Source organism: Aurantivibrio infirmus (assembly GCF_054767315.1).
The window spans coordinates 254,148-268,827 of record NZ_BAAFSK010000003.1 but is presented as its reverse complement, the minus strand read 5'-3'; the positions used below and the strand labels follow the sequence as shown (position 1 = coordinate 268,827).

Annotated in this window: 13 protein-coding genes; 12 read left to right on the top strand and 1 reads right to left on the bottom strand. The window is 43.9% G+C overall.

Annotation, left to right across the window (positions count from 1 at the left end; genetic code table 11):
* Positions 1-147: 147 nt before the first annotated feature.
* The 11 genes from ACYUCY_RS07980 to sthA all read left to right on the top strand — a co-directional run bounded on the left by ACYUCY_RS07980 (position 148) and on the right by sthA (position 10,917).
* The gene (locus ACYUCY_RS07980; protein WP_460225940.1) at positions 148-324 is read left to right on the top strand and encodes a hypothetical protein; all 177 of its coding nucleotides are present in this window, start codon (positions 148-150) and stop codon (positions 322-324) included.
* A gap of 63 nt (positions 325-387) precedes the next feature.
* Complete coding sequence (locus tag ACYUCY_RS07975) at positions 388-1,863, top strand: glyceraldehyde-3-phosphate dehydrogenase (RefSeq protein ID WP_460225939.1); 1,476 nt, start codon at positions 388-390, stop codon at positions 1,861-1,863.
* Between the two features lie 426 nt (positions 1,864-2,289).
* Complete coding sequence (locus tag ACYUCY_RS07970) at positions 2,290-3,633, top strand: Na(+)-translocating NADH-quinone reductase subunit A (protein WP_460225938.1); 1,344 nt, start codon at positions 2,290-2,292, stop codon at positions 3,631-3,633.
* A gap of 3 nt (positions 3,634-3,636) precedes the next feature.
* Positions 3,637-4,839, top strand: a complete 1,203-nt coding sequence (locus ACYUCY_RS07965) for an NADH:ubiquinone reductase (Na(+)-transporting) subunit B (protein WP_460225937.1) — start codon at positions 3,637-3,639, stop codon at positions 4,837-4,839.
* Complete coding sequence (locus ACYUCY_RS07960; RefSeq protein ID WP_460225936.1) at positions 4,832-5,605, top strand: Na(+)-translocating NADH-quinone reductase subunit C; 774 nt, start codon at positions 4,832-4,834, stop codon at positions 5,603-5,605. Before ACYUCY_RS07965 ends, ACYUCY_RS07960 begins: the two co-directional genes overlap by 8 nt.
* Positions 5,606-6,262, top strand: a complete 657-nt coding sequence (locus ACYUCY_RS07955) for an NADH:ubiquinone reductase (Na(+)-transporting) subunit D (RefSeq protein WP_460225935.1) — start codon at positions 5,606-5,608, stop codon at positions 6,260-6,262. It abuts the gene before it with no gap.
* Positions 6,263-6,265: 3 nt separating this feature from the next.
* On the top strand, positions 6,266-6,874 hold the full coding sequence (nqrE, locus tag ACYUCY_RS07950; protein ID WP_460225934.1) for an NADH:ubiquinone reductase (Na(+)-transporting) subunit E: 609 nt from the start codon (positions 6,266-6,268) through the stop codon (positions 6,872-6,874).
* Positions 6,875-6,922: 48 nt separating this feature from the next.
* On the top strand, positions 6,923-8,146 hold the full coding sequence (nqrF, locus tag ACYUCY_RS07945; RefSeq protein WP_460225933.1) for an NADH:ubiquinone reductase (Na(+)-transporting) subunit F: 1,224 nt from the start codon (positions 6,923-6,925) through the stop codon (positions 8,144-8,146).
* 43 nt (positions 8,147-8,189) lie between these two features.
* Positions 8,190-9,218: an FAD:protein FMN transferase gene (locus ACYUCY_RS07940; RefSeq protein WP_460225932.1), complete on the top strand. Its 1,029-nt coding sequence runs from the start codon at positions 8,190-8,192 to the stop codon at positions 9,216-9,218.
* Positions 9,219-9,244: 26 nt separating this feature from the next.
* Positions 9,245-9,493: a (Na+)-NQR maturation NqrM gene (nqrM, locus tag ACYUCY_RS07935; protein ID WP_460225931.1), complete on the top strand. Its 249-nt coding sequence runs from the start codon at positions 9,245-9,247 to the stop codon at positions 9,491-9,493.
* Positions 9,494-9,528: 35 nt separating this feature from the next.
* Positions 9,529-10,917, top strand: a complete 1,389-nt coding sequence (gene sthA, locus ACYUCY_RS07930; RefSeq protein WP_460225930.1) for a Si-specific NAD(P)(+) transhydrogenase — start codon at positions 9,529-9,531, stop codon at positions 10,915-10,917.
* Positions 10,918-10,985: 68 nt separating this feature from the next.
* Here the strand turns inward: sthA and nhaB are convergent, their stop codons facing one another.
* A complete protein-coding gene (gene nhaB, locus ACYUCY_RS07925; protein WP_460225929.1) occupies positions 10,986-12,488 on the bottom strand; it encodes a sodium/proton antiporter NhaB in 1,503 nt (500 codons plus the stop codon).
* 482 nt (positions 12,489-12,970) lie between these two features.
* On the opposite strand from nhaB, the gene ACYUCY_RS07920 reads away from it, so the two are divergent.
* The gene (locus tag ACYUCY_RS07920) at positions 12,971-14,680 is read left to right on the top strand and encodes a pilus assembly protein (RefSeq protein ID WP_460225928.1); all 1,710 of its coding nucleotides are present in this window, start codon (positions 12,971-12,973) and stop codon (positions 14,678-14,680) included.

Sequence of the window (14,680 nt, the reverse complement as noted above, 5' to 3'; positions counted from 1 at the left end):
GAGATGAAGCGAATTAAAAAATTGGACAAACCCTGAGCAACACTTGCTTGGGAATTGTTTTCAATTTTGGTAGAGGAAGTAAATTTCTCTTCGCTTCATTTTGGGCGGCTATTGTAACGGTTTTCCAAGTCTGCAACAGGTTCAATCTTGGGTGATATCTACGTGCTTGATGGCCGAAATTCTGCTGGTGAATACCTGGGCTTTTTTGCTAAGCCCACCGGTCAGCTTATTGGGCCACCCGGAAAAGGCTCGAAAAATTCCAAACGCAAGGGGCGGCTCTCGGTTGCGCACAAGGCTTGGAATCTAGATAATACCGGCCCTTAATTTACCCCGCCCTCTAGATGCGCGGTGGGTGTTTTTCCTACCAACGATTGAAAGGTAAAACTAGTGAATCGACCAAAACCGGAAGACTATTTTAAAGATTGGAAGCAACGCGAAGGCTTGGCTGAAGCGATGATCCCTGTTATTGGAAAACTGAACAGGGACAGTAACGTCAATGTATATATGTATGGGCGTTCATTGGTGAATCGTTCGGTCATCGACATCATGAAGGCACACCGTTTTGTTCGCCAGATTGAAGAGAACGAACTGTCAGAATTTGAAAGCTTCCCGATCTTGGAAAAACTGAGCAAATTGGAGCTTGGTCACGCCCATATCGATTTGGGTAAGTTAGCCGTTAAATACATGAAGGAAAACGGTGGTGATGGTGCAGACGTCAATGGTGACGCAATTGATGGATTTTTACAGCGCGAGCTAGCTGGTTTGATCGGCAGCACTCAAAAGCCGATTCCAGAGCCTCAAGATGTTGTTTTGTATGGTTTTGGTCGAATTGGCCGCTTAGTGGCTCGCTTGTTGGTCGATAAGGCGGGAAGTGGCGATGTCATGCGCTTGCGAGCGATTGTTGTGCGTAGCAGTGGTGCTGACAATGATTTGGTGAAGCGGGCTAGTTTGTTGCGCAGAGATTCTGTGCATGGTTCCTTCAAAGGCACTATTCGAATTGATGAAGACACCAATACACTGGTTTGTAACGGCAATGAAATTAAAGTCATTTATGCTAATTCCCCGAGCGAAGTTGATTACACAAAATATGGGATCAATAACGCCCTTATTGTCGACAATACTGGGGTATGGCGAGACGAAGAGGGCTTAAGTCAGCATCTGAAATGCCCTGGTGCGGCGAAAGTAATCTTAACTGCGCCTGGAAAAGGTGACCTGAAAAATATCGTTTACGGAATCAATAACAAAGATATTTCGCCAGACGACAAAATTATTTCCGCTGCGTCTTGTACTACCAACGCGATTGTTCCGGTACTAAAAGCAATGATGGATAAGTACGGCGTCTTGCATGGTCATGTCGAAACAGTCCACTCCTATACCAATGACCAAAACTTGATTGATAATTTCCATAAAGGCGAACGTCGTGGGCGTAGCGCACCTCTAAATATGGTGATCACGGAAACTGGCGCTGCAAAAGCGGTTTCCAAGGCCTTGCCTGAGCTTGGTGGGAAGCTAACAGGGAACGCGATTCGGGTGCCAACCCCCAATGTTTCAATGGCGATATTGAATTTGCGTCTTGGCAAAAGCACCAATAAAGAAGAGCTTAATAACTACATGCGTGAAGTTGCTTTGTATTCTGATTTGCAGCGGCAAATCGAGTTTACGAATTCCCCTGAAGTCGTATCGACGGACTTTGTGGGTTCGCGACATGCCTGTGTTTTTGATAGCCGCGCAACAATAGCCGAAGATGATAATTGCGTTCTGTATTGTTGGTACGACAATGAGTTTGGCTATAGCTGCCAGGTGGTTCGTTGTATGGAAGATATGGCCGGTGTTAGCTATAAGCTGTATCCCCTAAACGATTAGTAAAATCGGAGTAAGTATAAGCGCAGCAGAAAATAGTACGCTGCGCTTATTTTCCTAAATTTATCCGTAATTTAGAGCGATTTTGCCTGTTCTGGCTGTTTGTTGAGCTATTTCTGTCATTACCCAAAATCTTGAGTAAATCATTCACACGCTTCCTCAAAAAAGCTCGAATAGACCTGGAAAGGTTTACGCGTCATCTTTATAATTGCGCGGTTTTTTCCTTGGGCGAGAGCATGTTACGGATTTTCGCCTACAATTAATGAAAGGTGAAGCTTCGGTCCGTGCCAGTTCTGCTTAAGGTTCCGGCATTATTGAGCAGTGTAATTCTTCGAGACTTCTCATTAGGCTTGAAATTAGAGTCGATTTTTACCAGGGTGGGCAGCCGCACACTCCTTCACCATCCAATAGCAAATTAGGCTAAGACGTATGATCAAGATCCGTCAGGGATTAGATTTACCCATCGCCGGTGCCCCCGAGCAGGTGATAAATCAAGGGAATACTGTTCGTTCAGCAGCAATTTTGGGTTCTGATTACCACGGCATGAAACCCACGATGCTGGTTCAAGTGGGTGACGCGGTAAAATTGGGTCAACCTTTATTCAGCGACAAGAAAAACCCTGGTGTTGTATTTACTTCCCCCGCGAGTGGTCGAGTGTCAGCGATTCATCGCGGCGCTCAACGCGTTTTGCAGTCCGTCGTTATCGATATCGAAGGTGATGCAGAAGAAACCTTCGAATCATACTCCGCGACAGATCTAGATGGTTTAACGCGAGATCAAGTACAGAGCAATTTAGTGAGCTCAGGTATGTGGACCGCATTGCGCACGCGTCCCTTCAGTAAGATTCCAGCGCCAGACTCCCAAGCTCAATCAATATTCGTGAATGCGATGGATACCAATCCATTGGCAGCAGATCCGCAAGTTGTTCTAGCGGAAAAATCTGAAGCGTTTAACCAAGGTTTAGCGGTATTGGCAAAGCTGACGGAAGGAGCTGTGCATGTTTGCTCTGCTGCTGGTGCAAAAGTGCCTGTCAAAGAAGTTGCTAATATTTCTCATCGCTTATTTACCGGCAAGCACCCCGCTGGGAATGTCGGAACCCATATCCATTTTCTAGAGCCGGTTAGCGCAAACAAAACGGTTTGGACTATCGATTATCAAGACGTCATCGCGATTGGTATTTTATTTACGACAGGTAAGTTGAATGTCGAACGCGTTGTTTCATTTGCAGGTCCGCAAGTTGAAAAGCCTACTTTAATCAGAACGCGTATAGGCGCTAATCTCGACGAGTTGGCGGCAGGCCAATTGAAGAGTGGCGAAAATAGAATTATTTCTGGTTCGGTTTTGGGCGGACGAAAAGCAGCAGGTCCATTTGCTTATTTAGGTCGCTACCACAATCAAGTGTGCGTATTGGCAGAAGGTCGTGAGCGTCCTTTTATGCATTACATGCAGGCAGGTAGTAATCGTTTTTCTGCGATGCCCATTTACATTTCAAAGTTGTTTTCAGGTAAAAAATTCAATTTCACTACATCAACAAATGGAAGTGAGCGCGCCATGGTGCCCATTGGCGCTTATGAAAAGGTTATGCCTTTAGATATTTTACCGACGCAATTATTGCGTGCGCTGATCGTTGGCGATACTGAAACGGCGCAAAACTTAGGTTGTCTGGAACTCGATGAAGAAGATTTAGCGCTTTGTACTTTTGTTTGCCCCGGTAAATATGAGTACGGCCCAATCTTGCGAGATAACTTAAGCAAAATAGAGAAGGAGGGGTAAGCCATGCAGTTTTTACGTCGATGGTTTGATTCAATTGAACCCCACTTTCATAAAGGTGGTCGTTTCGAAAAATGGTACGCGTTGTATGAAGCCGTTGATACGGGGTTCTTTCAGCCGAGTGAAGTAACCAAAACTACCGCCCATGTTCGTGATGGCATAGATCTCAAGCGAATCATGATTACTGTGTGGGCGTGTACCTTCCCGGCAATGATTTTTGGGATGTACAACTTGGGCTGGCAAGCCAATTCGATAATGGCGGCGCAAGGAATTGCTGAAGTCGCAGATTGGCATGGCCCAATTATTTCTTTGTTGGCCGGTTATGACCCGAATAGTATTTGGGATTGCTTATGGCACGGTGCGGTTTATTTTCTGCCAATATACATGACGGTATTTATCGTTGGTGGAGCGTGGGAAGTATTATTCGCGATGGTTCGCGGTCACGAAGTTAACGAAGGCTTTTTTGTTACTTCAATATTATTTGCTTTAATCTGTCCGCCGAATGTCCCACTGTGGCAAGCTGCTCTCGGCATTAGTTTTGGTATCGTTATCGGCAAAGAAGTATTTGGTGGAACCGGCAAAAACTTCTTAAATCCGGCTTTAACCGGTCGAGCATTTTTGTTCTTTGCCTATGCACCCAATATGTCAGGTGATGCGGTGTGGACAAGTGTTGACGGTTATACCGGCGCAACTGCACTTTCTGTCGCGGCGCAAAGTGGCATCGAAGAATTGCAAAATCAATTCACTTGGATGGATGCTTTTCTTGGCCATATCCCAGGTTCTATAGGTGAAACTTCGACCTTAGCCATCTTGCTAGGTGGTGCGGTGATGCTGGTAATGGGTATTGCTTCGCTCCGAATTGTAACCGGCGTCATCATCGGTATGGTCGCAACCGCATTGTTATTTAACTTCATCGGCTCCGATACTAATCCCATGTTTGCCTTAACGCCGCAGTGGCATTTTGTGCTGGGTGGTTTCGCCTTTGGTTTGATTTTTATGGCGACGGATCCCGTATCAGCCTCGATGACCAATGCAGGTAAATGGTGGTTCGGTGGATTCATTGGTGTGATGGTGGTGTTAATTCGAGTGGTGAACCCAGCTTATCCAGAAGGCATGATGCTGGCGATCTTGTTTGCGAATTTGTTCGCGCCCTTAATCGATCATATTGTTGTGCAAGCAAATGTGAAAAGGAGACTTGCCCGTGGCTAATAAAGACTCCACTGCGAAAACATTAGTTGTGGCATTAGTGTTATGCGTTGTTTGTTCAATCATCGTGTCTGTTTCTGCGGTTTTGTTAAAACCCACTCAGGTAAAAAACAAAGAAGCATTTTTAAAACAAAATATGCTGCAAGCCGCTGGCATGTACGATGAGACTAAATCTGTTGATGAGCAATTCGAACAATTTACCGTGCGTATTGTTGATCTCGATACGGGTATGTATACCGACGCGATCGATGCCGCCGGTTACGATCAGTTGAAAGCGGCGAAAGATCCGGCACTCTCTTCTGAAATTCCCGATGATCAAGATCTCGCGAAAATTTCACGACGTGTGAAATACGCAAAGATTTACACCCTGGATGGCGATAACGGAATTGAAACGATTATCTTGCCCATCAATGGATATGGTTTGTGGGGCACTTTATACGGCTTTCTCGCTTTAGAAGCAGATGCAAATACTGTGGTTGGACTTTCATACTACGATCACAAAGAAACACCGGGATTGGGCGGCGAAATTGAAAACCCAAACTGGAAAAAGTTGTGGCAAGGTAAAAAAATCTACGACCAGAACGATAACGTTGCCATTAGTGTCATTAAGGGTGCGGTAAATCCAAATGATGCAATGGCGGACTACAAAGTTGACGGTTTAAGCGGCGCTACTTTAACCAGCCGTGGTGTTGATTTGATGTTTAAGTATTGGCTCGGTGAACAAGGATTCGAAAATTTCCTTACTAACCTAAGAGAGGGTAAGGCGTAAATGAAGATTAAAGATTTACTATTTAAGCCAATTTTTGAAAACAACCCGATTGCTTTACAGATATTAGGTATCTGTTCGGCTCTGGCGGTTACTTCAAGTTTAAAAGTTACGGTGGTGATGTGTATTGCGCTAACCATGGTGACGGGTTTTTCAAACTTTTTTGTTTCCTTGGTGCGCAAACAATGTCCAAGCAGTATCCGGATTATTGTACAGATGATTATTATCGCTTCCTTGGTGATCATGGTTGACCAAGTCTTAAAAGCTTTTGCTTACGAGATTAGTAAAAAGCTATCGGTATTCGTCGGTTTGATTATTACCAACTGTATTGTCATGGGGCGTGCTGAAGCGTTCGCGATGAAGAACCCGCCACTACCTAGTTTTTTCGATGGTATCGGCAATGGATTCGGTTATAGCGCTTTGTTACTTGCACTGGCGACGATTCGTGAATTGTTCGGCGCAGGTAAGTTGTACGAAGTTTCTATCTTACCCTTGGTTAGTGAAGGCGGTTGGTACGTGCCGAACGGCCTTATGTTGTTGCCGCCAAGTGCATTCTTCCTGATTGGATTAATTATTTGGGGTATACGGGCGTGGAAGAAAGACCAAGTAGAAGAGCCAGAATTTAAGATCGCAAAAAACACGCGACCAGCGGAGGCTTAATCGATGGAGCATTATTTAAGTTTATTGGTTCGCTCCATATTCATCGACAATATGGCTTTGATGTTCTTTTTAGGCATGTGTACTTTTTTAGCGATATCAAAAAAGGTTGATGCAGCAATTGGTTTAGGTATTGCCGTCATTGTTGTACTCGGCATTACGGTTCCTATTAATAATGTTATTTACACCTATTTGCTCGCAGACGGCGCCTTGGCTTGGGCTGGTTTACCTGATGTTGATTTGAGTTTTCTCGGATTGATTTCGTACATTGGTGTAATTGCCGCGAGCGTGCAAATTCTGGAAATGTTTTTAGATAAATACGTTCCGGCCTTGTACAACGCACTTGGCGTATTCTTGCCACTTATCACTGTAAATTGCGCGATTATGGGTGCCTCATTGTTTATGGTGGAGCGAGACTACAATTTGGCAGAAAGTACTGTGTTTGGTATTGGTTCTGGTGTCGGCTGGGCTTTGGCAATTGTGTTGCTTGCCGCTATTCGTGAAAAAATGAAATACAGCGATGTGCCCGACGGCTTGCAAGGCCTTGGCATTACATTTATTACGGTTGGCTTGATGTCTTTAGGCTTCATGTCATTTGGTGGAATTGATCTATAACGCTTCGATAAACTGCAGAAGTTTAAGTGTCAACTTGAAGGTGAAGGAATGAACATTGAAGTAACTCTTGGCGTCGCAATGTTCACGGCGATTGTTTTATCGCTAGTGATAATTATTTTATTTGCGCGTGGCCGTCTGGTAAGCAGCGGTGATGTTCATATCATTGTGAACGGAGAAAAAGATTTAACTGTTTCTGCTGGTGATAAATTATTACAAACCTTATCTTCAAATAATTTATTTTTGGCTTCTGCCTGTGGCGGCGGCGGTTCTTGTGCGCAATGTAAGTGTATTGTTGAAGAAGGTGGTGGTGCGATGCTGCCAACCGAAAAAGCACATTTTACCAAGCGCGAAGAGAACGAAGGTTGGCGTTTATCCTGCCAGGTGCCGGTAAAGCAGGATATGAAAATTGAAGTTCCTGAGGAAGTGTTTGGGGTTAAGCAATGGGAGTGCGAAGTCGTTTCCAATCCAAACGTTGCAACATTCATTAAAGAATTAACCTTAAAGTTACCCGAGGGCGAAAATGTTGACTTCCGCGCGGGTGGCTACGTGCAGTTAGAAGCTCCCGCATACGATATAAAATTTTCTGACTTTGATGTTGAAGAAGAATATCGTGCAGATTGGGAACGCTTCGGTTTTTTCGATTTAACGGCTAAAAACTCTGAGCCTGTTATTCGCGCCTACTCAATGGCGAACTACCCAGAAGAAAAAGGCATTGTTAAATTTAATATTCGTATCGCTACACCGCCTCCCGGTTCAAAAGGCATAAGTCCTGGGTTGATGTCTTCGTGGGTTTTTAATTTGAAACCCGGCGATAAAGTGACGGTTTATGGTCCCTTTGGTGAGTTCTTTGCTAAAGACACCGATGCAGAAATGGTATTTGTCGGTGGTGGTGCAGGTATGGCGCCAATGCGTTCTCATATTTTTGACCAACTTCGCCGCTTACATTCAAAACGTAAAATCTCTTTTTGGTATGGTGCGCGTTCATTACGCGAATTATTTTATCAAGATGAATACGATCAGTTGGCTGCTGAGAATGATAATTTTGAATGGCATGTTGCGATGTCTGATCCTCAGCCGGAAGATAATTGGACTGGCAAAACAGGCTTTATTCACAACGTGTTGCTTGAAGAGTATTTGAAAAATCACCCGGCACCAGAAGATTGTGAATTCTATATGTGTGGGCCACCTATGATGAACTCGGCAGTGATTAATATGCTCAAAGACTTAGGTGTTGAAGACGACAATATTATGCTTGATGATTTTGGTGGCTAGATTGTTATCCACGAGTTGTTCTAAAAAAGCGAGGCAAGTTTACTTGACCTCGCTTTTGTTTTTATACGTTTTGATTGTTACTGCATGCGATAATCGTCCCACCGTTGAGCTACTAAGATTTAGTGGTGAGACGATGGGTACAAGCTATCACGTAAGCATAGTTTCCGATCGAGATTTTCAAGTGCCAGAAAATCTCCAGCAAGAAATTCAAAGTCGTTTGGATGCAGTTAATCAAAGCATGTCCACTTATTTGCCTGATTCGGAGCTGTCGGCTTTAAACCAGCTTCCCGTCGGCGTATCAAAGAAGGTATCTGAACCATTATTTACGGTAATAAATGATGCAGTCGGCTATGGCAGGCTAAGTGATGGTGCTTTGGATATTACCATCGCGCCTATTGTTGACCTGTGGGGCTTTGGGCCCGTCGATCAAGATGCTAATGTGCCGAGTGAAAAATCCATTGAAGACGCTTTAAATGCGGTTGGGTTTGATTATATAGAGCTGGATGCCAATACACTGTCGATTAGAAAAACTCGGCCCTTAACGATTGACTTATCATCAATAGCTAAGGGTTATGGGTCAGATTCGCTTGGTATTTATCTTGCAAGCTTGGGTTTTGAAAATTATTTGATAGAAATTGGTGGCGATTTACTGGTTGCGGGAAAGAATGCGAGAGGTGAGGCGTGGCGTATAGGTGTTGAAAAGCCGACCGTCGACTATGGTGATGTCCAGCAAGCGATAGCAGTAAGCGATGTCGGTGTCGCAACCTCCGGCGATTATCGTAATTTTTTTCAAACTGAGGGCGCTACATATTCTCACATCATAGACCCTCGCACCGGTCGACCAGTGAAGCATAATTTGGTTTCAGTAACGGTTATCGCTAAAACAGCGCGAGAAGCCGATGCTCTAGCTACTGCCATGACTGTGCTAGGTGCCGATGACGCTTTGGCGCTTGCAGAGCGAGAAGGGCTCGCCGTTTATTTGATTGAACGTAATAATGCTAGTGATCCTGACATGGGTGAAAATCAATTTAGTGTTCGCTATTCGACAACGTTTAAGAGTTATATAGATTGAGCTGATTTGAAATTTCGAGGCTAAAAATGATTACGATATTTTTAAGTTTTTGTGTGCTTTTGCTAGTAGTAGTTGGCATGTCGATCGGTGTGATAATGCGAAATAAACCGATTAAAGGATCTTGCGGCGGAATGGCAGCCCTAGGTATTGATACCAGTTGCGATATTTGTGGAGGCGATGCGACAAAATGTGAAGAAGAAAACCAATCAAAAGATTCCGTGTTGGATAAAAACTTGGCTTATGAAGCAAAAAATAACGAACGAACTGCCAAATAATTTTTCCGCGATTAAAAAAATAGTGAAATTAAAATATGGATTATGATCTTTTAGTTATCGGTTCGGGGCCGGCTGGCGAAGGCGCGGCGATGGCTTGTGTTAAAAATGGTAAGCGTGTAGGTATTATTGAAGCGCATTCATCCGTTGGTGGGAATTGTACACACAAAGGCACAATTCCTTCGAAAGCTTTACGTCATGCGATTAAGCAAGTGGTACGTTTTAATAACAGTCCTTTGTTTAGAGAGATCGGCGATGCTCGAGTACTGAGCTTTCCGAAAGTATTGGCGCACGCGGCACCTGTAATTCCGAAACAAGCCGATATGCACGCGCGACATTTTAGCCGCAATCGAATCGATATTCATAAAGGCTTTGGCCGTCTTTTGGATAAAAATACAATCGAAGTGTCGTTTCTTGATGGTATTAAAGAAAGTTTCACTGCAAAAAATATTGTTATTGCTACCGGTTCACGACCATACCGGCCGGATAACTTGGATTTTAGCCATCCTCGCGTATATGACAGCGATACGATATTAAAAATGCAACACACGCCGCGAACTATGATTATCTATGGGGCAGGTGTTATCGGTTGCGAATATGCTTCTATTTTTTCCGGTATGGGCGTAAAGGTTGATTTAATTAACAGCCGCGATCAATTGTTATCGTTTCTTGATGACGAAATCTCTGATGCGCTTAGTTATCACCTTCGTGATAACAGCGTGATGGTTCGGCATAATGAAGAATTTGAACGGCTCGGTGATGATAAAGAATTACTGGCGGTTTACTTAAAGTCAGGCAAAAAACTTAAAGCCGATGCTTTATTGTGGTGTAACGGTCGAGCTGGCAATACTGAAAACCTTGGTCTGGAAAATGTGGGTTTAGAAGCTGACCATCGCGGTCAAATAAATGTTGATGATCGTTATCAAACCAAAGTAGAAAATATATACGCAGCGGGAGATGTGATTGGTTGGCCGAGTTTGGCGAGCGCTTCTTATAATCAAGGCCGACAAGTGGGTGCGGCAATTTTGGGTGAGTCTTCCAATCACATTGTTGAAACACCGACAGGAATTTATACGCTTCCTGAAATCAGTTCTTTAGGAAAAAACGAAAAAGAACTTACAGCAGCGAAGGTCCCGTATGAAGTAGGGCGCGCTTATTTTAAAAATACCGCTAGAGCGCAAATTAGTGGAGAAGATGTTGGTGTTCTCAAAATTCTATTTCACACTGAAACGTTTCAAATTCTCGGTATACATTGTTTCGGTGCTGAAGCTTCGGAAATTATTCATATCGGCCAAGCAATTATGAAACAACCAGGCAAGGCGAATGATGTACATTATTTCGTGAATACGGTGTTTAACTATCCAACAATGGCGGAAGCTTACCGAATCGCCGCATTGGAGGGTATTAATCGTTTGAATCGACGCTAGACTAAAATGTTTCTTGCAAAAAAAAGCCAGCAAGTTGCTGGCTTTTTTTGTTTATAAATTTAAATTATTTAAAAGAATATAAATACGCAAGCTAAACCAACACCGCCAAGAACAAACGTATAGGGCAGTGCCATGAGCACCATTTTCCCGTAAGACAGTCTGATTAATGGCGACAACGCGGATGTTAGCAAGAATAAAAATGCCGCCTGTCCATTTGGTGTTGCGACACTGGGCAAGTTTGTCCCGGTGTTAATTGCGATAGCAAGATGCTCAAAATGTTCGCGGCTAATCTGTTGAGTGTCTAATGCTTCTTTAACTTGGGTAATATAAACGGTAGCGACAAACACATTGTCACTAATCATCGATAACACGCCATTGGCTATGAAAAACATCGGCGCTTGGACACCGAGATCCATCGCCAGTACCGCATGAGTTATCGGTGAAAATAAATGATGAGTTTCGATGACCGCGATAATGGTGAAGAACACAACTAATAAAGCGGTGAAGGGTAACGCTTCTTCAAAAGCGTGACCGATTTGATGTTCCTCTGTGATGCCATTGAAGGCTGTCACTAAAACAATCAACATCAAGCCGATGATCCCGATTTCGGCGACGTGCAATCCAAGCGCAACAACTAAAATCCCTACACAAATACCCTGAATAACAAGTTGTGCACGTTCTTTGTTGTTACGTTTTTCATCCTGTGATTTATCGAACTCAACCAGTACGTCGTAGACCGCTGAGGGAAGTTTTGTACCGTAGCCAAATAACTTAAACTTTTCCAGGATGACAACTGTGACGAGTCCCGCGGCGAACACTGGCATAGTTACGGGCGCCATGCGCACATAAAACTCGATAAAGTCCCAGCCCGCTTGTTCTGCAATGATAACGTTTTGCGGCTCACCCACCATGGTACAGACACCACCGAGAGCCGTTCCGACAGCACCATGCATAACCAAGCTGCGTAGAAACGCACGAAACTGATCGAGATCACTACGATGATATTCTTGCACGTCAGTATCGTGCGAATGATCATGGTCGTGGTGAGCATGTTTGCCTGATGCAAATTTATGATAAACAGAATAAAAACCCACGGAGACAGCAATCAATACGGCAGTAACGGTTAATGCATCCAAAAACGCGGAAAGTACAGCGGCTGAAAAGGAGAACATTACGGAAAGTAATATTTTTGATCGCACTTTAATAAGTAATTTGGTGAAAGTATAAAGCAGCAGGTTTTTCATAAAATAAATACCGGCTACTAAAAACATCAACAATAATATGACTTTTAAATTATTTTCTATCTCGTGGTATACCGCTTCTGGCGAGGCCATACCCAAGAGCACTGCTTCGATGGCAATGAGGCCGCCTGGCTGTAGTGGATAACAACGAAGGGCCATGGCAAGGGTAAATATGAATTCTGCAATCAACACCCAACCTGCGACAAAGGGACCTAAGGTAAATAACACAACTGGGTTGATGAGAAGGAACCCAATAACGAGTTGTTTATACCAAGTCGGTGATTGACCCAAAAAGTTTTCGGAATATGAACTGAACATTGAATTTGTCATATGTGCTTGAATCTCTTTATATTTTTGGCTTAGAAGCCAGCTGATTATTGAACCCTACAAAAGCCGTGGTTATAAGTTAGTTGCATAAAAATGGAATTCTTATCGCCGAAATTATAGATGAGAATACCCCTTTTAGTGAAGGTTAAGAGACGTAATGAGCCCGCTTTCACAACTTGAGATCAAAAATCAGACAGCTTTGCAAAAACCAACGGAAAATCTTAATAAAATGCGCTAACCTGTCGGAATATAACCACTTTTTTGATCTAAACTCAGTTGATATAGCGTACTAATGAGCCGTGTAGTGACAATTGCTCAGTCAGTAATCAGTGCGCCGATTAAAGCCGTCCCTAAGCGACGAATAGGCTGGCGTTCATCTAGAAAAACGATACAGTCTTTAAGTAGCTTAGGCTTGATTAAAACCATGTCAATGTATCGATTAGCTCCGTTTCATGGAGTGTTTTTTAATTTAGAAGGAAAAGGGTGTGACCCAAAGTTCGAAAATCAATTTAACTTCCCTAAAGCTCGTTCACGATGAGTTAATAGCAACAATTGAGCAAGCCGCTGGCAAGCTCGAGCAGTTTGTTGCCGATATGGAAAATGGCGAACTCCTGCAAGCTTGCATCGAAGGCATGCAGCAAATTAGCGGTACATTGAGCTTGTTACAACTCCATGGCGGGGACTTGTTAGCGAAGGAAGTCTTGAAACTAGCCAATGAAATTACTATTGGTGACGAAGGTGTTGAAAAACGCCTTAGCGTATTAACTAACGCATTTTTTATCGTCCCTCGGTACCTTGAGTACACCATGCAAACTGGCCGCGGCATGCCAGTGCTGCTCATTCCTGCGATCAATGAATTGCGCGTCGCACGAGGCGATAAGCCGATCGAAGAAAGTTATTTCTTTGAAGTTGACTTGAGTCGCGGCAAACACTTGGCCGGAAACACAAGTGCGGTATTGAGCGAGGACTTAACGGCTTTAGTAAAACGCTTGCGTCACATGTATCAAGTCGGCCTGGTAGGGGTCTTTCAGGGTAAGCTCACCAAGTCTTCATTCGGAATGATGCAAAGGTCGATGCAGCGTTTGTCTGCCGTTTGTGGAAATCGTCCATTGGCGACCTTGTGGAAAGTTGCAGCGGCTGGTTTTGAGGCGATGGCCTCTGAGCATATGGAGATTTCCCAAGCTCGAAAGCTGCTTTTCGGAGCAATCGATCGAGAAATTAAAAAATTGCAAGTTGCCGGACAGGCTGGTTTAGATAATGAGCCATCAAGATTGTTAGTGAAAGAATGCGTTTATATGGTCGCGGTGTCCGGTTCAAATGCTCCTGCAGCGAAAGCAGTTGAAGACGCATACTGTTACGAACCATTAACTTATGTTGATAAAGAGCTGAGTCGAGAACGCGAAACATTAAGTGGCCCCAGCGCAACAACGGTGCATTCGGTTGCGGCGGTATTGAAAGACGAATTGAAAGCCGTAAAAGATATTCTCGAACGAGCGTCGCAAAGTGGCGTCGAGGGGATCTCAGATTTTGATGAATTGATTGGCATGATGGATAAGATTGCAGAAATTCTTGCCGTAGTCGGTTTGATCTCTCCGGCAAATGCGCTGAAAGAAGAAATGGAAAAAGTTGCTGAATGGAAAAAATCCCCAGATAGTGCCGATGGCAAAAGTATGATTGATGTTGCGGATGTTGTGCTTTATGTCGAGAGTACGATCGCCGGATTAGAAATGTCCAACCTTTCTGCTGATAAATTAGCAAAAGCAAATTCTATCGCGCGGCAAGAAGTTATTGCTTCGAGTCAGCTAGCCGAAGCAGAAATTGTTGTATTGGCAGAAGCCGAGTCAGGACTTTCTCTTGTTAAACGCGCGCTTAATTCTTTTGCAGAATCAAATTATGACCGTGGCCACATTAAAAATGTAGCGGCGACCTTAACGAGTGTGCGTGGTGGTATGGCGGTTTTGAGCTTGAATCGCGCCAGCCGAGTCGTCGCCGGGTGTGTAGAGTTTGTTGAAGATACATTGCTACATAATGATCAACCTGCGGCCCTACAACATTTACTAGAGACTTTTGCCGATGCGGTTATCGGCCTTGAATATTATTTAGATGCGGTAAAATCTGATCGCGACGCAGGAGATAGCATATTAGAAATTGCAGAAGAAAGTCTGGAGGCACTCGGTCATCCAGTGGCAGCATAA